The sequence below is a fragment of the Pseudomonas sp. CFBP 13710 genome, from assembly GCF_014842235.1.
Lineage (GTDB): Bacteria > Pseudomonadota > Gammaproteobacteria > Pseudomonadales > Pseudomonadaceae > Aquipseudomonas > Aquipseudomonas baltica.
Genome location: NZ_JACYVJ010000001.1, coordinates 486,028 through 505,106, shown reverse-complemented (window position 1 = coordinate 505,106; position 19,079 = coordinate 486,028). Strand labels below are relative to the sequence as shown.

Annotated in this window: 18 protein-coding genes and 1 riboswitch; of the genes, 9 read left to right on the top strand and 9 right to left on the bottom strand. The window is 64.7% G+C overall.

What is annotated here, in order from left to right:
• The first annotated feature begins 197 nt into the window (after positions 1-197).
• The 5 genes from IFT44_RS02145 to IFT44_RS02125 all read left to right on the top strand — a co-directional run bounded on the left by IFT44_RS02145 (position 198) and on the right by IFT44_RS02125 (position 5,778).
• On the top strand, positions 198-1,571 hold the full coding sequence (locus IFT44_RS02145) for a homoserine dehydrogenase (RefSeq protein WP_192175327.1): 1,374 nt from the start codon (positions 198-200) through the stop codon (positions 1,569-1,571).
• Between the two features lie 74 nt (positions 1,572-1,645).
• Positions 1,646-2,995: a GntT/GntP/DsdX family permease gene (locus IFT44_RS02140; RefSeq protein ID WP_185793349.1), complete on the top strand. Its 1,350-nt coding sequence runs from the start codon at positions 1,646-1,648 to the stop codon at positions 2,993-2,995.
• 41 nt (positions 2,996-3,036) lie between these two features.
• Positions 3,037-3,846: a DeoR/GlpR family DNA-binding transcription regulator gene (locus tag IFT44_RS02135; protein ID WP_185793350.1), complete on the top strand. Its 810-nt coding sequence runs from the start codon at positions 3,037-3,039 to the stop codon at positions 3,844-3,846.
• A 74-nt stretch (positions 3,847-3,920) separates the two neighbouring features.
• Positions 3,921-4,352, top strand: coding sequence for a DUF1810 domain-containing protein (locus IFT44_RS02130; protein WP_192175326.1), 432 nt, complete (start codon positions 3,921-3,923; stop codon positions 4,350-4,352).
• Positions 4,353-4,596: 244 nt separating this feature from the next.
• Positions 4,597-5,778 carry an MFS transporter gene (locus IFT44_RS02125; RefSeq protein WP_192056063.1) on the top strand — a complete coding sequence of 394 codons (1,182 nt, stop codon included), beginning with the start codon at positions 4,597-4,599 and terminating at the stop codon, positions 5,776-5,778.
• Here the strand turns inward: IFT44_RS02125 and IFT44_RS02120 are convergent.
• A complete protein-coding gene (locus IFT44_RS02120) occupies positions 5,772-6,809 on the bottom strand; it encodes an alpha/beta hydrolase family protein (protein ID WP_192102013.1) in 1,038 nt (345 codons plus the stop codon). The two genes, IFT44_RS02125 and IFT44_RS02120, sit on opposite strands and share 7 nt — an antisense overlap.
• Before the next feature lie 246 nt (positions 6,810-7,055).
• Between IFT44_RS02120 and IFT44_RS02115 the strand changes: the two genes are divergently transcribed.
• Positions 7,056-7,817 carry an OBAP family protein gene (locus tag IFT44_RS02115; protein WP_192136804.1) on the top strand — a complete coding sequence of 254 codons (762 nt, stop codon included), beginning with the start codon at positions 7,056-7,058 and terminating at the stop codon, positions 7,815-7,817.
• A 24-nt stretch (positions 7,818-7,841) separates the two neighbouring features.
• Here the strand turns inward: IFT44_RS02115 and IFT44_RS02110 are convergent, their stop codons facing one another.
• Entirely contained in the window at positions 7,842-8,219 is a 378-nt protein-coding gene (locus tag IFT44_RS02110) for a DUF1294 domain-containing protein (RefSeq protein ID WP_122478275.1), read from the bottom strand.
• Between the two features lie 52 nt (positions 8,220-8,271).
• Entirely contained in the window at positions 8,272-9,102 is an 831-nt protein-coding gene (locus tag IFT44_RS02105) for an undecaprenyl-diphosphate phosphatase (RefSeq protein WP_122478277.1), read from the bottom strand.
• Positions 9,103-9,344: 242 nt separating this feature from the next.
• Between IFT44_RS02105 and pnuC the strand changes: the two genes are divergently transcribed.
• Together pnuC and IFT44_RS02095 are read left to right on the top strand one after the other, a co-directional pair.
• Positions 9,345-9,908 (top strand): nicotinamide riboside transporter PnuC, encoded by a 564-nt coding sequence (pnuC, locus tag IFT44_RS02100; RefSeq protein WP_192175325.1) that lies wholly within the window; start codon positions 9,345-9,347, stop codon positions 9,906-9,908.
• Positions 9,905-10,432, top strand: coding sequence for an AAA family ATPase (locus IFT44_RS02095; RefSeq protein ID WP_192056071.1), 528 nt, complete (start codon positions 9,905-9,907; stop codon positions 10,430-10,432). The genes pnuC and IFT44_RS02095 overlap by 4 nt, the downstream gene beginning before the upstream one ends.
• Before the next feature lie 6 nt (positions 10,433-10,438).
• Here IFT44_RS02095 and IFT44_RS02090 read toward each other — a convergent pair whose 3' ends face one another.
• Together IFT44_RS02090 and IFT44_RS02085 are read right to left on the bottom strand one after the other, a co-directional pair.
• Complete coding sequence (locus IFT44_RS02090; protein ID WP_192056073.1) at positions 10,439-11,368, bottom strand: sigma 54-interacting transcriptional regulator; 930 nt, start codon at positions 11,366-11,368, stop codon at positions 10,439-10,441.
• A gap of 36 nt (positions 11,369-11,404) precedes the next feature.
• The gene (locus IFT44_RS02085; RefSeq protein ID WP_192175324.1) at positions 11,405-11,581 is read right to left on the bottom strand and encodes a hypothetical protein; all 177 of its coding nucleotides are present in this window, start codon (positions 11,579-11,581) and stop codon (positions 11,405-11,407) included.
• On the opposite strand from IFT44_RS02085, the gene IFT44_RS02080 reads away from it, so the two are divergent.
• Complete coding sequence (locus IFT44_RS02080; RefSeq protein WP_122478126.1) at positions 11,580-12,272, top strand: DUF421 domain-containing protein; 693 nt, start codon at positions 11,580-11,582, stop codon at positions 12,270-12,272. The two genes, IFT44_RS02085 and IFT44_RS02080, sit on opposite strands and share 2 nt — an antisense overlap.
• Positions 12,273-12,274: 2 nt before the next feature.
• Here the strand turns inward: IFT44_RS02080 and IFT44_RS02075 are convergent, their stop codons facing one another.
• From IFT44_RS02075 to cobW, 4 genes are read right to left on the bottom strand one after another with little or no spacing between them, the layout of a single operon-like run.
• On the bottom strand, positions 12,275-13,006 hold the full coding sequence (locus IFT44_RS02075) for a VWA domain-containing protein (RefSeq protein ID WP_192175323.1): 732 nt from the start codon (positions 13,004-13,006) through the stop codon (positions 12,275-12,277).
• A complete protein-coding gene (locus IFT44_RS02070) occupies positions 12,931-13,938 on the bottom strand; it encodes an ATP-binding protein (RefSeq protein ID WP_192056076.1) in 1,008 nt (335 codons plus the stop codon). The genes IFT44_RS02075 and IFT44_RS02070 overlap by 76 nt, the downstream gene beginning before the upstream one ends.
• 13 nt (positions 13,939-13,951) lie before the next feature.
• Positions 13,952-17,704 carry a cobaltochelatase subunit CobN gene (gene cobN / locus IFT44_RS02065; protein ID WP_192175322.1) on the bottom strand — a complete coding sequence of 1,251 codons (3,753 nt, stop codon included), beginning with the start codon at positions 17,702-17,704 and terminating at the stop codon, positions 13,952-13,954.
• 3 nt (positions 17,705-17,707) lie between these two features.
• Positions 17,708-18,763, bottom strand: a complete 1,056-nt coding sequence (gene cobW / locus IFT44_RS02060; protein WP_192175321.1) for a cobalamin biosynthesis protein CobW — start codon at positions 18,761-18,763, stop codon at positions 17,708-17,710.
• A 90-nt stretch (positions 18,764-18,853) separates the two neighbouring features.
• Positions 18,854-19,049, bottom strand: a riboswitch (cobalamin riboswitch).
• Positions 19,050-19,079 lie beyond the last annotated feature (30 nt).

Genomic DNA, 19,079 nt, shown 5'->3' with positions numbered 1-19,079 from the left:
GTTAATTATTGGTTCATTTGAGCGATTCAATGACCCAATACTACAAGCGAAAGCAAGCTTAGTGTTAATCCATGTTAAATAAATTGACCTTAATGTGAAAACCGCACTATCGTGCTGTCACTCGGGAGCTACGAATCCATAACAAATATTGTTCATCCGGTGGTCGCTGCCGATTTTCCCTTCACCGAGGACGAACCATGAATTTCGAATTGCTGTTCGCTGCACAAGCCGGCCAGGCCGTACGTTACGCACTCACCGGCGCCAAGGGTGGTTTCTCGCGCACCTTGCTGGCCCAGACGCAGCTGATGCCCAACCTGGTCCCCGCCGTTCTGTGCGACCTGGACGTGCCCGGCCTGCATGGGTTGTGCGTCGAACTAGGCTTTGCCGCAGAACAGCTGTGCATCTGCAAGGATGCGGCCGCGGTTGCCAGCGCACCGTCCGATGCCATTGTGCTGGTCGCCGACGTCGCCCTGCTGCAGGCTGCCCGCTACGACATCCTGGTGGAAGCCACCGGCAACCCTGCGATTGGCTACCAGGTCGCCCGGCGCGCCATCGAGGACGGTCGTCACGTCGCCATGGTCAGCAAGGAAGTGGACTCGGTTGCGGGTATCGCCCTGTCCCGCCTTGCCGCACAACACGATGTGGTCTACACCACCGCCGACGGCGATCAGCCGGCCAACCTGATCGGCTGGGTCAGCTGGGCGCGTGTGCTCAAGCTGGACATCGTCGCGGCGGGCAAGTCCAGTGAATACGATCTGGTGTTCAACCCCGAGGACGGCAGCATCACCCAGCTTGATACCACCATTTCCGCGCCAGCCATGGGCGAATTGCTGCGCCTGGGCGATGACATTCCAGCCACCCTTGCAGCACGCCGCGCCGCCTTGAATGGCCTGAAGACGTCCGCCACCGCCGACTATTGCGAAATGTCGGTGGTGGCTACCAACACCGGCCTGGTGCCGGACGTGGAACTGCTGCACTACCCGATTGCTCGTACCAGCGAACTGGCCGACATCTACGCCTTGCGCGAAGACGGTGGTGTGCTGGGTCGCAGCGGCGTGATCGAGGTGTTCAACGTGCTGCGTCTACCCGACGAGGCGAGCTTTGCCGGGGGTGTGTTCGTGATCATCCGCACCCACGACAAACCGACCTGGGAATTGCTTGCGCAGAAAGGCCACGTGGTCAGCCGCAACGGACGCTACGCCTGCCTGTACCTGCCCTACCACTTCATGGGTGTGGAAACGCCGATCACCCTGCTCAACGCTGTGCTGCACAAACGTGCGTCGGGCACCGACAAACCGAGCCAGTCGACCGTTCTGGCCGGACGCGCCACGATCGATATCGCCGCAGGCACCGTGCTGAAAATGGGTGGCCACCACCACGACGTCACCGGTGTGCAGGCCGTGCTGATCGGGCGTTCGGATGCCCCCGACGATATCGCTCCGTTGTACCTGGCAGCCCACGCCACCGCCGCGCGGGACATCAAAGCCGGCGAGTTGCTGCTGATGAGTGACATCGGGCAGTACAACGATGAACTGCACCGCGCCTGGCAGACCGGCCTGCAATCGGCCTGATCGCACAGCGGCTTTCAGCCGATACCGGTGCCCAACACGGGCACCGACGTCCACTTCACAGGTTCCATAAAAACATGAATAGCGAACTGCTGATTTTCGCGATGGCCGCCGGCGCCATCGTGGTGTTGATCCTGCTCATCACCAAGCTCAAGCTCAACCCGTTCCTGGCCCTGACCCTTACCGCGATCGGCCTTGGCCTGCTCAGTGGTGCGGGCGCCGGCGAGACCATCGACAGCTTCGCCAAGGGCTTCGGCTCGGCGCTGGCCAAGACCGGCCCGGTGATCGGCCTGGGTACGCTGCTGGGCGGTATCCTGCTGGGCTCGGGCGGCGCCGACCGCATCGCCAATGCCTTTATCGGCCAGCGTCCGGTGCAGTACGCGCCCTGGGCGATCTGCGCCGCCGCCTTGCTGATCGGCATGCCGCACCTGTTCGACGTCAGCTTCATCATGCTGGCCCCGCTGGTCTATACGGTGGCAAAACGCACCAATAGCCATCTGCTTTACATAGGTCTGCCTCTGGCCGCCGGCCTGTACGTGTCTCACGGTCTGCTGCCGCCGCACCCGGCCCCGACGCTGGCGGTCGCAGCGTTCCATGCCAATACCGGACTGACCATCTTTTATGGCCTGCTGATCGCCGTGCCGACCGCGATCATCTGCGGCCCGATCTTCACCCGCCTGATCAGCCCCTGGTTCGGCCCGGCGCCCGACCTCAGCGCAGGCCCAGTGGGCGCGCGGGAAGTCAGCCCGGATCAAAACCAGGTGTCGCTGCTGTCATCGATCATCGCCGTGCTGCTGCCGCCCGGCCTGATGCTGGTCGGCACCCTGGGCTTGGCCTTCAGCGTCAAGGGCTCGATGGCCTACGGGGTATTCAACGCCCTGAACAACCCGATCCTGTCGTTGTTGATCGCGGTCATCTTTGCCTTCTTCGCCTTGGGCCTGCGCGCCGGGTTCAACCTGGGCCAGGTGCAGAAGATGGCCAGCCAGGGCCTGGCACCACTGGGCGCGATCGTGATGATTCTGGGCGCTGGCGGTGGCTTCAAGGAAATGCTCACTACCATTCACCTGGATGCACTGATCACTCACCATGCTTCTGGCTGGGCGGTCAATCCGCTGATTCTAAGCTGGGGTATCGCGGCACTGCTGCGCATCTGCGTCGGTTCTGCGACAGTCGCCACCGTCGCTGCCACCGGGATCGTCGCGCCCCTGGCACTGGCCTATCCGGGCCTGTCACCGGAGCTGTTGGTACTGGCCACCGCCTCGGGTGCCGTGATGCTCTCCCACGTCAATGACTCGGGTTTCTGGCTGTTCAAGGAGTACTTCCAACTCAGTGTGGCTCAGACCTTCCGCACCTGGACCCTGATGCTGTGCCTGCAATCGGTGATCGGTTTGATCGGCGTTCTATTGATCGAGGCGGTGATTCGCTAAGATGGCCGCCTGACCATCTGCCTGCACGCCCCGGAGCCTGAATGCCCACCGACGAGGACCTCGCCATCACTGGCGCCGCACCGATGATTCCCGACCAGCGCCGGGAACAGATCCTGCGCCAGTTGCGCAAGCACCAGGTGCTCAGCGTGCACCAACTGACGGAAATGTTCGATTGCTCGCACATGACCGTGCGCCGCGATATCAGTGTGTTGGAGCAGGAAGGCCGCGCCTACTCGGTGCCCGGTGGCGTGCGCATTGCCAGCCAGTTGCACAGCGAACCCAGCCATCAGTCCAAGGCGGTCGCCGAGCAGCCGCAGAAACAGGCGATGGCAAGGCTCGCCGCAGGTTTGTTACACGATGACATGACGGTGTATCTGGATGCTGGCACCAGCACACTGGAGGTTGTTCCGCATATCGCGGCCCTCTCGGGCATGACCGTGGTGACCAACGACTTCGGCATCGTTCATGCTCTGGCCGAAGCGCTGCATGTGGACGTGATTCACACCGGCGGGCTGCTCGACCATCCCAACCGCTCGTGCGTGGGTGGTTTGGCAGTGGCCACATTGCGCCAGCTGGCGACCGATATTGCCTTCATGTCCACCAGTTCCTGGGACCTGCAACGGGGCATCACCACGCCTTCGGCGCTCAAGGTCGAGGTCAAGCAGGTGGCGATGCAGTCGGCGTCTCAGCGGGTGCTCATCACCAGCAGTTCCAAATACGGTACGTTCGGGATGTACAAGATCGCCGGGCTCGAGCAGTTCGATGTGGTCATCAGCGACAGCGAGTTGACTGACGTGGCAGCCGAGGCGATTCGCAAGCTGGGCGTGGAAGTACTGTTGGCCCAAGAGTGACGATACGGGTAGATGGAACTCCACTGCCTGACAGCGGCCACAATTGCACACAATTCCTGCGGGAAGTACCTGCCATGAACGACACCTTCGATCTGAACCGCTTCATCGACGCCCAACGCGTGGTGTACTCAGATGTCCTCGAAGAATTGCGCAGCGGCCGCAAGCGCACTCACTGGATGTGGTTCGTCTTTCCCCAACTGGCGGGCCTAGGGCGGAGCGAGACGGCGCGTTTCTACGCGATCAGCGGCGCTGCCGAAGCAGTGGCCTATCTGCACGATCCGTTACTGGGCGCTCGGCTTCTGGAGTGCACACGGACCGTGCTCGAGCATTCGGGCAAGAGCGTGACAGCCATGTTCGGCAGTCCCGATGATATGAAACTGCGTTCATGCATGACCTTGTTTGCCAGCGTCGCACCTGAGCAGGCGTGCTTCCAGCAAGTGCTCGACCGGTTCTTCAACGGTGAGCCCGACGAGAAAACCGTTGCGCTGCTGGAACAGCCCCTGTAGCAGCGGCGCGAGCCGCGTCATGGCCAGTGTGGTGTGCCAGACGCAGCGCGGCGAACCCGGACGCGGCTTGCGCCGCTGCTACAGGGATTCGTGCAAGCCGCGCCATCTGCGATGACGCGGCTTGCGTTGTGGTTGTAGCAGCGTCGCGTTGTGTCGAAGAGTTGCAAATAATCGATAGCCTGCTTTGCTTTAACCAACGTTCCCTGTCCGAGGGGACCTCAAGCGCACGCCTGCGAACGAGCCCATGACCGAGTCTGCCCACCCTACCCCTTCGTCGTCCATCAACCTGCAAATCATCTCCATCGTCTTCTACACCTTCATTGCCTTCATCTCCATCGGGCTGCCGATTGCCGTGTTGCCGGGTTACGTTCACGATCAGCTGGGCTTCAGCGCCGTAGCGGCTGGCGTGGTGATCGGCGCGCAGTACCTGGCCACCCTGCTCAGCCGCCCGAGTGCCGGGCGTATGGCCGATGCCCTGGGCACCAAACGCACCATCGTCTACGGCTTGATCGGTATCGGTATCAGTGGCGCGCTGACCTTCGTATCCGTGTTCCTGCACAGCGCGCCGCAGTGGAGCCTGGGGGTGTTGATCGCCGGGCGTGTGGTCCTCGGCCTGTCCCAGGGTGCGATCGGCGTGGGCACCAGCAGCTGGGGCATCAGCCGCGTCGGCGCCGAGCACATGGCCAAGGTGATTTCCTGGAATGGCATCGCCTCCTATGGCGCAATCGCCATCGGCGCGCCGCTGGGCGTGCTGATGGTGGGGTTCGCCGGCTTCTGGACCTTGGGCATCGCCCTGATGCTATTGAGCGCGCTGGCGCTGTGGATGATCCACGATACGCCTGCCGCGCCCGTGGTGCGTGGCGAACGCATGCCGTTCTGGGCGGCCTTCGGCCGGGTCGCACCGCACGGGATGAGCCTGATGCTGGCGTCGATCGGCTACGGCACCCTCACCACGTTCATCACCCTCTACTACGTGGAGCGCGGCTGGGAAGGCGCGGCCTGGTGCCTGACCGCCTTCGGCATCAGCTTCATCGCGGCGCGCCTGGTGTTCATCAACAGCATCAATCACCTGGGCGGTTCGACGGTGGCCATGGCCTGTATCGCCACGGAGGTGGTCGGGTTGAGCCTGCTCTGGCTGGCGCCCTCGCCGACCTTCACGCTCGCGGGTGCAGCGCTGGCCGGCTTGGGGTTGTCGCTGGTCTATCCTGCGCTGGGGGTGCTGGCCATCCACAAGGTACCGGGCACCAGCCGCGGTGCAGGCTTGAGCGCCTTCGCGGTTTTCTTCGATCTGGCCCTGGCGATTGCCGGACCGGTGATGGGCGCAGTAGCGGCCGGGTTCGGCTATGGATCGATTTTCGCTCTGGCCGCCGGGCTGTCCCTCGCGGCACTGGGGCTCACTGCGTGGCTGTCGCGCCAGGATCAGTGATCGGCGGTCTGCAGGCCCGCGCGTGAAGGCCGACCCAGGGTGTGAGTGAAGAACTTGCCGGCTTCGTGGATCAGGTCGCGGTGGATACCTTCACGGTCCACGCCGTCGGCATCGGTACACAGGGCCGGCGAAGCGTCACGTTGCTCGTCCGTGCATGGCGCCATGAACACAAAGTGACCGGCGCCGGGGAGCAGTCGATAGTCCGTGTTTCCCGGCAGCTTGCGCGCCAGCGCCTCGGCATTCTTGTCGATGGCCACCAATTGATCGTTGTCGCCGCTGTAGATCAGGGTTGGCAAATGGACTTCAGCCAGGGTCTGGCGACCGAACATCAGGCTCAACGGCGCCATCAACAACAGCGCGCGTACCCGTGGGTCGGCTTCGGGGTTCAGGTCGTCGCGGTCGGCTTCCAGTTCACCACGGGTCTGGCAGGCATCGGCGTCGTAGGGCCGCTCTTCGCAGTACTTGCGCAAGCGCTGCAGGTCGGGGCGCGCGCCGGAGAGGATCAATGCCGTCTCGCCACCTGCGGAATAGCCGATCACCCCAACCGCGTTGGCATTGACGAAAGGCGACAACATCGAATCGCCCAACGCTGCGCTGATCGCCTGGGAGATCTGCAGTGGCCGCCCGTACAGATTGCTGAGCTTGCCCAAACGGCTGTGATCCTGGGCGTTGTCACCCGGATGGACCACCGCCACCACCACGAAGCCCTTGCGCGTCAGTGCAGTGATCAGATCGTGCAAGGCCAAGGGGGTGCCGGTGTTGCCGTGGGACAGCATCAGCAGCGGGAAGCGACCGATGGCGATCGGGGCATCCTGCTGCGCGTCGATGCTGTAGCCGCCCAATCGCGCCGGATGCGTACGTCCCTGGGTGGGGTAGAAGGCATAGGCTTGCATGGGCTGGTCGTCGAGCGGGTCGTTGAAGGTCAGCAGGTGATAACCCACGTTCCAGCGGGCATGGGGAAGCGCTTGAGCCTGCACCGAAAACAGGCTCAACAGCAGCAGAAAAACCAATACTGCACAACGACGGACCATCGCGGCGCTCTTCCTTGGCAAAACCTTGGGGGTAGGTTCTGACACAGCATAGGATGGGCCAAGTCACACGCCGGTTCCGTGAAATATTACGCAGGCGCGGCTGAAAACCCTCCACTGACCGCAACCAGGGTCTGATCGGCTGAACCCTCGTCCGTGGTCCGGCTCTATGAAGGTGCCCCTGAAGTGTTGCCGGCCATCGCTCACAAAGCCTTGGCTGCGCTTCGCCCCCATGAAAAGGATTCCAGCATGAACACTCGAAAGGCCCTTGCCACGCGCACCTCGTTGACGTGCCTTGCCGCCCTCGCCATCGCGGGCTGCGCCGGCAATAACAGCGCATCCAAGGTGGACGCGCCCGGCGTGCCGGCCACGGCTCTGACCAAGACCCTGGACGCTGGCGCCAACGCGCTGCAGTCGCGCCCACCCATCGATGAGTTGAACGCCTACCTGGATGGCTTTCATTTCTACAATGGACACCCCGGCGCGCAGATGGAAGCCCATCACTATTGCGCCATCCTCAATGAAGAAGTGATTCAGTGCGTCATTTATGACGGTAACGTCAAGGATGCAAAGCTGATGGGCGTCGAATACATCATCAGCGCCGGGCTCTTCGCCAAACTGCCCACGGCCGAGAAAGCGTTGTGGCACAGCCACGTCCACGAAGTGAAGTCCGGCCAACTGATAGCGCCGGGCATTCCCGCGCCGGCCGAACATGCCCTGATGGAAAAACTGGTGAACACCTACGGCAAGACCTGGCATACCTGGCACACCGATCTGGACAAGCAGCTGCCCCTGGGCGTACCGCAACTGATGATGGGTTTCACCGCTGATGGTCAGATCGATCCGGCGCTGGTGCGCGAGCGCGACAAACGCTTCGGTGTCGACAGCGACAGCAAGAAAGCGGCCCGCGCCGATATCCCCGCGCCGGCGATAGACCCAGGCGCCGACGCCTGGAGCAAGGGTCGCGTCATCCAGATCCAGGACCCCACCGGCAGTCGTCACGCGCATTGAGCCTGCAAGTGCAGAGCCGTGGCGTCAGAACGTGATACCCAGGTGCTGTCCGGCAAAAATGACCTGATCGAACCAGAACGCTTGGTGAAGCGCCACGATCAGCCAGAACACCAGTTGATAGGACACCTTGCGCGTCTTGTGTCGGAACAGTTGCTGGGCGAGCAGCGCACCCGGCCAGCCGCCGAGCAGCTCGACGCCGTGCAGCAGTCTTTCCGGAATGCGCTGGCCCTGCACCGTGGCGCGGCGCTTGTCATGCCAGTACAACCCGGCCGCAAGCAGACTCATCAGGGCATAGACTGCCAGCAGCGCCGGGTGCCCGGCCAGTGCCAGGCGCAATACGCCCAGGAACGGCAACAGGCACAGCAGGATGAAGGCCGTAAGTTTCAGCGCCAGGAATCGCACGGGACGCTGTTGCCCTCCGCGCAGCGGTGACGGCGCCCGGCTGGGCGCCGTTTCAGCCTTGCGCACTGGACCAGTCGATCCAGCCGAACTGCCAGGTGGCCAGGATGATCAGGCCGAAGGCAATGCGGTACCAGGCGAACACCGCGTAGCTATGGGTGGCGATGAACTTGAGCAGGCCGCGCACTGCGATCATCGCGAAGATGAACGAGACCACGAAGCCCAGCGCAAACACCGGGAAGTCCGCTGGCTGAAACAGATGGTGAAACTTGTAGCCGGAGTACACCGCGGCGCCGACCATGGTCGGCATGGCCAGGAAAAACGAGAACTCGGTGGCCGTCTTGCGCGACAGACCGAACAGCAGGCCGCCGATGATGGTCGAGCCCGAGCGCGAAGTGCCGGGAATCATCGCCAGGCATTGGGCAAAGCCGACCTTGAGCGCATCGCTCCAGTGCATGTCGTCGACGTGGTGAACCCGCACGGCATGTTCGCGCTTCTCGGCCCAGAGCATGACGAAGCCGCCAAGCACCAGCGCCACGGCCACGGTGATGGGGTTGAACAGGTATTCGTGGATCTTGTCGGCGAATATCACCCCCAGCACCACTGCAGGCAGAAAGCCGATCAGCAGGTTGATGGTGAAGCGCTGCGCATTGCGCTGGGTCGGCAAGCCGGTGACGACTTCGAGGATCTTGCGGCGGAACTCCCACACCACGGCCAGTATCGCACCCAGCTGGATGATGATATTGAAGGCCATGGCCCGCTCGCCTCCGAAGCCGATCAGGTCGGCCACGATGATCTGATGGCCCGTGCTGGAGATGGGCAGGAACTCGGTCAAGCCTTCCACGATGCCCAGAATCAACGCCTGCATGGCGGTCCAAAAATCCATCATTCCCCCAATTGGACGCGCGCCTGGCGCGGTCCTGTCTGTTTAATAGAACTCATTGCCGTCGGGCCCCGCGATGCTATCAGAGCAGGTCGTGCAAATCCGCATGCCGGCGCCGTCGAGCGTTGATTGAGTTGAAGTTTCATCTTTACGGCAGGTCCACGGCACGCAACGCGCGCCGCGAGTGTGGCGCAGGTTACAATCCCGGCCTTCGATGCATTGCATGCACCTGCCAGGGATTGTCCATGTCGCCTTTGGAATTGTTCGCCGCCACGCTGGGCGTGATCGCGGTGTGGTTGACCGTCAAGCAGAATTGGCTGTGCTGGCCGATCGGCCTGGTCATGGTACTGATCTATTCGTATGTGTTTTATGACTACAAGCTGTACTCCAACATGCTGTTGCAGGTGGTGTACGCAGGCGTGCAGGTGTACGGGTGGTGGCACTGGACCCGTGGTGCGGCGATGGCCAATGGTCGACCGGTCACGCGCCTGGCACCAGCGCCGCTGCTCGGCGGTTTGCTCATCGGCCTGGTCGCAGGGCTTGCGCTGGGAGCGGCGATGGCCACCTGGAGCGACGCCAGCCAGCCGTGGCTGGACGCCCTGCTGACCGGCTTCAGCCTGGTCGCACAGTGGTGGATGGCCACCAAGCGCGAGCAGTGCTGGCCGCTGTGGATCGTCCTCGATGCGATTTTCGTCGGCTTGTTCGTGCATCAGGCGCTGTACCTGACGGCAGGGTTGTACGCACTGTTCCTGCTGCTGGCGATTCACGGCTGGCACCAGTGGCGCAAAAGCGTGGCGGTGGCCGCATGAAGGTCGTGGTGCTGTGCGGGCCCGAATCGTCGGGCAAGAGCTGGCTGGCCGAACGCATGCGCGTGCAACTGGGTGCGGTGGTGGTGGGCGAATACGTGCGCCACTTCATCGACCGCGAACAGCGTGACACCTGCTACGCCGACATCGACGCCATCGCCCGCGGCCAATTGGCCTGGGAAGATGCCGCCCGCCGCGCGCAACCGGCGTTGCTGGTGCTCGACACCCACTTGCTGAGCAATATGCTCTGGAGTGAGACCTTGTTCGGCAACTGCCCGGCGTGGCTGGAAACGGCGCTGCTGCAACGGCACTACGACGCGCACTTGCTGCTCTCGCCAGAGGGCGTGGAATGGACTGCCGATGGCCAGCGCTGTCAACCCGAGCTGTCCCAGCGCCAGGCCTTCTTTGCCCAAAGCCGGGCCTGGCTGCTGGCCCACGCGCTGCCCTGCACCGTCATCAGCGGAGATTGGCGAGCGCGTGAAACACAGGTGCTGGCGAGCATTCGGCATGTTCTGGATCAACCCTAACGTGCGTCAGCGCATGTGGTGTTTGTGCAGCAGGCGATACAGCGTCGGGCGTGACACGCCAAGCACCCTGGCCGCCGTGCTCAGGTTGCCGCCATGGCGCAGCAGCACGTCGCCCAGCGCCTGACGCTCGGCGCGGTGCTTGTAATCCTGCAGCGTCCCCAAAGGCGCGGCGACCAGGGTCTCGGTGCCCAGCCCCAGGTCCCCGGCTTCGATCTGGTTGCCGTGGGCCAGTGCCTGGGCCTGGCGAACCCGGGTGGACAACTCACGGACATTGCCCGGCCAGTCATGCTCGCCCATGGCGATCAGTGCCTCCTGGCTGAACGGGCGATGGCGCCGACCGTTCTCGCGGCTGTAGCGTTGGGCGAAATGATTGGCCAGCATGGCCAGGTCGCCATAGCGTTCGCGCAACGGTACCGCTACGATCTCCAGCACGTTGAGCCGGTAGTAGAGATCTTCACGCAGCTGCCCCTTGCGCATGGCGCCTGCCAGGTCGCTGTCGCTGGTGGCCACCACGCGCACGTCCACCTCGCCTGAGCCCTTGCGCTGCAGAAACCGCAGCAGTTGCTCCTGGATGTCCAGCGGCAAGCCATGTACCTGCTCGAGCAGCAAGGTACCGCGATGGGCGGCCTGCAGCACGCTGCCGGACAACGGGTGCACATTGGTCTCGCCACAGCCAGGCGCGAAGAGTGGCGTCTGGCCCGGGCGGTGGGCACGAGCCTGGCAGTCGAAGACGATGAAGGGCTGCAGTCGGCGCGCAGACTGCTGGTGCAGTGCGCGGGCGATCAACTGCTTGCCGGTACCCGCTTCACCCCGGATCAAGACCGGGGAATCGGTGGTCGAGAACTTGTTGATGAGCTTGTACAAGTCGCGCATGGGCTGACTATCGCCCAACAGTCCGCAAGGCTCGCAGGGGTAGGCGTTCGAATTCACAGGCATGGCCTTTCCTTGCTGGGACGTGATCGGGAAAATACATCAAAAACAGCGGCTTGCAAGTTGTGCCAAAACGGTAACGGAAAATTGACGTTTAACCCCTTCGGGCTGGTCATTGATCGTCGTCGCGCGACATTGGCGCGTCAGCGATACGTCTCGCGGAGCGAGCGCGACGCCGGTGTACAATCGCCGCTTTTCAGTATCGGCAAGGATGAGCATGAACGCGTTCGATTGGCACCGTGTGCTGCTGGGTGATGTCAACACGGGATTTCTGGGCGAGGTGGTCGCGCGTACGCTCATGGCCTATGTGGTGGTCTTCCTGTTTCTGAAAATCGCCGGACGGCGCGGGGTGCGCCAGCTGTCGCTGTTCGAGCTGGTGGTGATCCTGACGCTGGGCTCGGCGGCTGGCGATGTGACCTTCTATGAGGACGTACCCGTATTGCCCGTGCTGGTGGTGTTCCTGGCGATGATCATCTTGTATCGCCTCACCACCTTTTTGACCGAGCGCAGCGGCCGCTTCGGCGAATGGTTGGAGGGCAAGCCGTTTCTGATCATTCGCGACGGTGTGTTCGAGCTCAAGGCGCTGCAGAGCGGCAACATCACCCACGCCGAGTTCCTGATGGAACTGCGCCTTCGCGGCGTCGAGCACCTGGGCCAGGTGCGGCTGGGTATCCTCGAGGTGAATGGTGACGTCAGCCTGTACTTCCACGAACGCGAGGATGTAAAGCCTGGGTTGTCGATCCTCCCGCCCGAGCATCGGGAGTCGCTGACCACGGCCGATCGCGAGGACCTGTATGCCTGCGAGTATTGCGGCCACCTGGAAACCCTGGTTCACCAGCAGGCGCTGCCCTGCCCGCGTTGCGACAATCCGGTGTGGAGCAAGGCGCTCTGCAATCCACGGGCGGCCTGAGGCTACCGGCGCGGCAAGTCGTCCAGATGCTGATACCCGGCGTTCAGCGCCGCGGCCAGAGCGCGGGCGCGACCCAGCCGAATCGGGCCCTTCTCCATGTCCACCAGCAATGCCGGGCAGGCCATTGGCACCGCGCCTTCCAGTGACTTCAGACGCCCGTCGGTGAACACCAGGCAGCGTTGTGCTTCCTGGGGGTGCTGGCGTGCGCGCTGTTGCAGCCATTCGCGAGCTTGGTCCAGTGCTGCCAGCAGTGGCGTGCCGCCGCCTGCGCCCAGCTCGGCCAGCCAGGGCTGCAACGCCGCCGAAGCCTTCAAACCGTGGCATTGCCAGGCCGGCCCGGTGCCGCTGGCGGTGAGCAACGCCAGCCGGGCGCGTTGCCGGTAGGCATCGTCGAAGACCTGGGCCAGCACGCCCTTGGCCTCGGCCAGGGCGCCATGTCGGCGGGTCGAAGCCGACGCGTCCACCACTATCAGCCATAGCTGCTGGGCGGCACTGCGACGCTGTTGCCAACGCAGGTCGTCACGTTGGCGCGGCCGCCCCTGCAGCAGGGTAGCCGGCCAGTCGACCTTGCCGGCCGATGCCGCGCGCGCCGCGCCTTGCCGCCCTTGTTCGAGGTTGCCCTTGCCGGGCCGAGCATCCGCCGGGCGCGGACGGATGCTCAGGGCTTTTTTGGCCAGCTCGGCACCGTGCGCCGTTCGCCCACCGGAACGGCCTGCGCCGGCATGTCGCCCCACTGGCCTTGACCGGGGCCGGAGGGTTGCGCGGTGCTGGGAGCGGGCGGCGGTGGCGGTGTTGCGCTGGACTCTGGCGGCCGGCTAGCCTGGCGGCGATGGCGCAGGGCGAACTCGGCAACCGCGTCGACGTCTTCGTCGAGGATAGCGTCGCCGCCGCGCCAGGCCGCATGGGCGCGCGCCGCGCGCAGCCAGACCAGGTCGGCGCGCAGGCCGTCCACGCCTTCGGCGAAGCAACGGGTGGTGATCGATTCAAGCGCCTGGTCGCTCAGCGGAATCGACTCGAGACGCTCCCGCGCCTGTTGGCAACGCAGCCGCAGCGCCGCCTGCGCGGCAGCCCACTGCGCGCAGAACGCCTGGGGGTCGCTGTCGAATGCCAGACGGCGGCGAATGATCTGGCTGCGTTCGGCCGGCGCGGGCTGGCCATCCAGGGCAACGTTGAAGCCAAAGCGGTCGAGCAGCTGCGGACGCAACTCGCCTTCCTCGGGGTTCATGGTACCGATGAGCACGAAGCGCGCCGGATGGGCGTGGGAGATGCCATCGCGCTCGATGCGGTTGACGCCGCTGGCAGCGACGTCGAGCAACAGGTCGACCAGGTGATCGGCGAGCAGGTTCACCTCATCCACGTAGAGCACGCCACCGTCGGCCTTGGCCAGCACGCCTGGCGAGAAGCGTGCCCGCCCTTCGCCCAGCGCCGCTTCCAGGTCGAGCGTGCCGACCAGGCGGTCCTCGCTGGCACCCAGCGGCAAGGTCACCAACTGGCCACCGGCGAGCAGATCGGCCAGCCCGCGCGCCAGGGTGCTCTTGGCCATGCCCCGTGGCCCTTCGATCAACACGCCACCGATGCGCGGATCGATAGCGGCCAGACACAACGCCAGTTTCAGCGAATCGGCGGCGACCACGGCGGCCAGGGGAAAGTGCAGAGTGTCGGTCATTGCAGGGATCTCTTCAGGCATCTTCTTCGGTATCCAGCAGCAGGTCTTCCACGGCTTGTCGGTAGTCGCCCGGTTCAGCCCACAGGCCTCGCTGCTGAGCCTCGAGCAGACGTTCGGCCATGTCGCGCAGCGCCGCCGGATTGTGCTCCTGCAGAAAACTGCGGGTGGAAGGATCCAGCAGGTAGGCGTCGGTGAGCAACGCGTACTGGTGATCGTCGATCAGGTGCGTGGTCGCATCGAAGGCAAACAGGTTGTCGACCGTCGCGGCCAGTTCGAAGGCGCCCTTGTAGCCGTGCCGCTTGACCCCTTCGATCCACTTCGGATTGGCCGCGCGGGCGCGCACCACGCGGTTGAGCTCTTCTTTCAGGGTACGCACGCGCGGCACGTCTGGCTGGCTGTGGTCGCCGTGGTAACTGGCGGTCTTCTGCCCGCCCAGGGTTTCCGCAGCGGCCAGCATGCCGCCCTGGAACTGGTAGTAATCGTTGGAATCGAGCAGGTCGTGCTCGCGGTTGTCCTGGTTCTGCAGCACGGCCTGGACCTGCCCCAGGCGCCGGGCGAAAGGTGCGCGTGCGGCGGTCCCCTCGTCGTCCGCACCATAGGCATAGGCGCCCCAGTTCAGGTAGGCCTCGGCCAGGTCTTCGCGGGTCTGCCACAGGCGGCCGTCTATGGCCCCTTGCACCCCGGCGCCATAGGCACCGGGCTTGGCGCCGAAGATACGCCAGCCCGCCTCGCGGGCGGCCTGCTCGGCAGGCACGCCCTCGGCCAGCAGTTGCGCCTGTTCGGCACGGACCTTGGCTGCCAGCGGGTTGAGATCGTCGGGCTCGTCGAGCGCCGCCACGGCCTGCACGGCCGCATCGAACAGGCGCAACAGGTTGGCGAAGGCATCACGAAAGAACCCGGACACCCGCAAGGTCACGTCCACCCGCGGGCGATCGAGCAGGCTCAATGGCAGAATCTCGAAATCGTCCACCCGCTGGCTGCCGGTGGCCCACACCGGGCGCACACCCATCAGCGCCATGGCCTGGGCGATGTCGTCGCCGCCGGTACGCATGGTCGCCGTGCCCCAGACCGACAGGCCCAGCTGGCGCAGGTGATCGCCATGGTCCTGCAGGTGCCGCTCGAGAATCAGGTTGGCGGAGGCGAAGCCGATGCGCCAGGCAGTGGTGGTCGGCAGGTTGCGCACGTCCACGGAAAAGAAGTTGCGCCCGGTGGGCAACACGTCGAGGCGCCCGCGGCTGGGTGCCCCGCTCGGCCCGGCGGGCACGAAACGGCCCGACAATGCGCTGAGCAGGCCGTGCATTTCGGCCGGTCCGCAGGCATCGAGACGCGGTGCCACGGTGTCGCACAGGTGGCCCAGGATGAGTTGCACGTCGCTCCAGCCTTCGCCCAGTTCCAGCGGACCGTTCAAGGCCTGCTCGATCAGCTGGGCGGCATACAGTTCGAGCCGTTCGCGGCTGTCGCCGGCACTGCGCCAGGGCTCCTCGCTGATCGCGGCCAGGGCCGTCGGCCGTGGTCCGTCCCAGGGTGCGCCGAGGTCGCAGTCGAGCGGATCGAAACCCAGTTCGAAAGCCTTGGCCAATGCTCGCAGCATACTGGCCTGGGCGTCGCGGCCGTCGCCCCGAGGAATGCGCAGCAGTGCCAGCAGGGTATCGGCACGCAGGCGACCCTGGGGCGACTCGCCGAACACGTGCAGCCCATCGCGTATCTGCGACTCTTTGAGGTCGCACAGATAGGTGTCCAGGCGCGGCAGCCACACCGCCGCTTCGGCACCCTCGGCCATCTGCAGCTCGTGATCGATGCGGGTTTCGCGCACCAGCGCCAGAATGTCCTGTTCCAGGGCCTGGGCGCGGCGCGGATCGAGCATCTGCGCGTCGTAGTACTCGTCGGCCAACAGTTCCAGATCGCGCAGCGGCCCGTAGGTCTCGGCGCGGGTCAGCGGCGGCATCAGGTGGTCGATGATCACCGCCTGGGTGCGCCGCTTGGCCTGGGCGCCCTCGCCCGGATCGTTGACGATGAACGGGTAGATATTCGGCATTGGCCCCAGTACCGCATCGGGCCAGCACTGCTCGGACAGCCCGACGCCCTTGCCCGGCAGCCATTCCAGGTTGCCGTGCTTGCCCACGTGGATCAGTGCATCGGCGCCGTAGGTGTGGCGCAGCCAGAAATAGAACGCCAGGTAACCATGGGGCGGCACCAGATCAGGGTCGTGGTAGACCGCGCTGACGTCCACCTGGTAACCGCGCGCCGGCTGGATGCCGACGAAGGTCAGGCCCATGCGCAGACCGGCGATCATCATGCGGCCGTTACGGCACATGGGGTCGGCACCTGGCTCGCCCCAGCGCTCGCGCACGGCGGCTTGATTGGCCGCCGGCAGCAAGGCGAAGGCGGCGAGGTAGTCGTCCAGCGCCATGCTCTGGGCACAGGGGCGCAGGTCCAGTTGCTCCAGATCGTTGGTCACGCCGCCGAGCAGCAGGTGAATCAGCGCCGTACCGCTGTCGGGTAGATCGGCCACCGGATAGCCCTGCTGCTGCATCGCGCGCAGGATGTTCAGCGCCGCAGCCGGAGTGTCGAGGCCTACGCCGTTGCCGATTCGGCCATCGCGGGTCGGATAGTTCGCCAGCACCAGGGCGACACGCTTGTCGACATTGGGCAGGCGCGCCAAAGCGGCCCATTTGCGCGCCAGTTCGGCGACGAAATCCATGCGCTCGACATGCGCCGTGTAGCACACCACATCGCTCTGGCTGCGCTCGTTGTGCCAGGCCAGGTCCTTGAAGCTGATGGCCCGGCTGATGATGCGCCCGTCCAGCTCCGGCAAGGCAATGTGCATGGCCAGGTCGCGCGCGCCCAGACCCTGCTCGCTCGCCTGCCACAATGCCTGGTTGTCTTGCGCGCAGATGGCCTGGATCACCGGAATGTCACGGCGAAACGGCCGCAGGTGCGGTGCTTCCGGGCTGGACTGGGCAAAGCCGGTGGTGTTGAGAATGATCGCGGCGCCCGCCTCGTCCATCCAGTCCTGCACCTGCGCCAGGCATGCAGCTTCCTTGAGGCTGGCCACGGCGATCGGCAACGGATTGAGCCCGGCCGCCTGCAGCCTGGCACAGAAGGTGTCGACGAAACCGGTGTTGGCCGCCTGCAGGTGCGAGCGATAGAACAGCAACGGCACCACAGGCCATTGAGCTTGCCACTGCGTCTGCCAGTAGGCCAGGTCGGCGGTCGGTTGCGTCGGATGGTAGATGACCGTGCGCGGCAGCGTCTGAGGCGCTTCGCACGGTTCGGTGCGTCCGAACCAGGTATTGCCGAGGTAGCCGAACAGGTTGCGTGCGTTTTCCATGCCGCCCTGGCGCAGGTACTGCCACAGGCGGTCGGCTTGTTCGGCAGGCACCGTACAGCGCTCGGCCAGTTCGGGATCGGGGCGATCGCAGCCTGGCACCAGGATGACCTGCACGCCCCGCTCGGCCAGCTGCATCAACTGCTCGACGCCGTAGCGCCAGTAGCCGATGCCGCCGTGCAGGGAAATCAGAATGACCTTGGCGTGGCGCAGCACCTGGTCGACATAGAGGTCGACCGAAGAATGATTCTGCACCTGCATGGGGTTGGCCAGGCGCAGGCTCGGGTAGTCGGCCGGCAGACGCTCGCTGGCCTCGGCCAGCAAGGCCAGGTGCGAATCGCCGCTGCAGAGGATGACCAGTTCGGCGGGCGTCTGGCCGAGGTCGGCGATGCTGTCGTCCGGCACGAAGCCGCCGGGTTGGGTCCTCAGCAGGTGCATAGGTCAGGCTTCCAGCGCGGCGCGCAGTTGCGCTTGCAGCGATGCTGCATCCAGTTCCTGACCGATCAGCACCAGGCGCGTGCTGCGCGCTTCGTCTGCGCCCCAGGCACGATCGAAGTGCTTGTCGAAACGCGTGCCCACGCCCTGGATCAGCAGGCGCATCGGCTTGCCTGGAATGGCCGCGAAGCCCTTGACGCGCAGGATGCCGTGTTGGACCACGGCAGCGTTGAGCGCCTGCAGCAGCTTGGCTTCTTCGGCCTGCGGCAGCTCGATGGAGATCGAATCGAAGGCGTCGTGATCGTGGTCGTCGCCTTCATGGTGGTCGTGGTGGGTCTTGCGGCCGTCGATGTGTTGCTCGGACTCTGCGCCCAGGCCCAGCAGTACCGCCAGCGGCAAACGGCCACTGCTGGCCTCGACCACCTTCACTGCCGCCGGCAGTTCCTCGGCGACCTCGGCGCGCACCGCAGCCAGGGCGTCTGCGTCGATCAGGTCGGCCTTGTTCAGAATGACCAGGTCGGCGCTGGCCAACTGGTCGGCGAACAGCTCGTGCAGCGGCGATTCATGGTCCAGGTTGGGATCGAGCTTGCGCTGGGCATCGACCTGCTCGGGGAAGGCTGCGAAGGTACCCGCCGCCACGGCCGGGCTGTCGACCACGGTGATGACCGCATCGACCGTGCAGGCGCTGCGGATTTCCGGCCATTGGAAGGCCTGGACCAGCGGCTTGGGCAAGGCCAGGCCGCTGGTTTCGATGAGGATGTGATCGAGGTCGGCGCGCCGTGCCACCAGCTCGCGCATGACCGGGAAGAACTCTTCCTGCACGGTGCAGCACAGGCAGCCGTTGGCCAGCTCGTAGACCCGGCCATTGGCTTCTTCTTCGGTACAGCCGATGGTGCACTGCTTGAGGATCTCGCCGTCGATGCCCAGCTCGCCGAATTCGTTGACGATCACGGCGATGCGCCGGCCCTGCGCGTTGTCGAGCATATGGCGCAGCAAGGTGGTCTTGCCCGAGCCGAGAAAGCCGGTGACGATGGTGACGGGTAGTTTGGACAGCGTTTTCATCGGGTCGCCCTGATTGCGCGGCAGGGCACGAGACGAGCGCCGCAACGGCAGGCGCCAGCATTCGTCACCGGATCACCCCGCCCGGTTGAATAGGAAAGAACAGTCGAGGCAGGTCTCCTGGCTCGCGATGCCGGCCATTCTGGCCCAGGCTGCGGCGCCTTCCCGCGAGCGTTCGCAGTGGCCTTGGCGCAGCCTTCATCGCTTACAGTTGCGGGGGCAGCCGCGGCTTGGACCGCGTTCCCGTCTTAGCTCTGCTGGGCAGAGAACCTCGAACGCGCAAGGCTACCACAGGGCACGGGACGTGTCAGTGATACGG

Coding starts and splice junctions, on each gene's coding strand:
- IFT44_RS02145 (WP_192175327.1), top strand. CDS start 198: ATGAATTTCGAATTGCTGTTCGCTGCACAAGCCGGCCAGGCCGTACGT.
- IFT44_RS02140 (WP_185793349.1), top strand. CDS start 1,646: ATGAATAGCGAACTGCTGATTTTCGCGATGGCCGCCGGCGCCATCGTG.
- IFT44_RS02135 (WP_185793350.1), top strand. CDS start 3,037: ATGCCCACCGACGAGGACCTCGCCATCACTGGCGCCGCACCGATGATT.
- IFT44_RS02130 (WP_192175326.1), top strand. CDS start 3,921: ATGAACGACACCTTCGATCTGAACCGCTTCATCGACGCCCAACGCGTG.
- IFT44_RS02125 (WP_192056063.1), top strand. CDS start 4,597: ATGACCGAGTCTGCCCACCCTACCCCTTCGTCGTCCATCAACCTGCAA.
- IFT44_RS02120 (WP_192102013.1), bottom strand. CDS start 6,809: ATGGTCCGTCGTTGTGCAGTATTGGTTTTTCTGCTGCTGTTGAGCCTG.
- IFT44_RS02115 (WP_192136804.1), top strand. CDS start 7,056: ATGAACACTCGAAAGGCCCTTGCCACGCGCACCTCGTTGACGTGCCTT.
- IFT44_RS02105 (WP_122478277.1), bottom strand. CDS start 9,102: ATGGATTTTTGGACCGCCATGCAGGCGTTGATTCTGGGCATCGTGGAA.
- pnuC (WP_192175325.1), top strand. CDS start 9,345: ATGTCGCCTTTGGAATTGTTCGCCGCCACGCTGGGCGTGATCGCGGTG.
- IFT44_RS02095 (WP_192056071.1), top strand. CDS start 9,905: ATGAAGGTCGTGGTGCTGTGCGGGCCCGAATCGTCGGGCAAGAGCTGG.
- IFT44_RS02090 (WP_192056073.1), bottom strand. CDS start 11,368: ATGCCTGTGAATTCGAACGCCTACCCCTGCGAGCCTTGCGGACTGTTG.
- IFT44_RS02080 (WP_122478126.1), top strand. CDS start 11,580: ATGAACGCGTTCGATTGGCACCGTGTGCTGCTGGGTGATGTCAACACG.
- IFT44_RS02085 (WP_192175324.1), bottom strand. CDS start 11,581: ATGCTCATCCTTGCCGATACTGAAAAGCGGCGATTGTACACCGGCGTC.
- IFT44_RS02070 (WP_192056076.1), bottom strand. CDS start 13,938: ATGACCGACACTCTGCACTTTCCCCTGGCCGCCGTGGTCGCCGCCGAT.
- cobN (WP_192175322.1), bottom strand. CDS start 17,704: ATGCACCTGCTGAGGACCCAACCCGGCGGCTTCGTGCCGGACGACAGC.
- cobW (WP_192175321.1), bottom strand. CDS start 18,763: ATGAAAACGCTGTCCAAACTACCCGTCACCATCGTCACCGGCTTTCTC.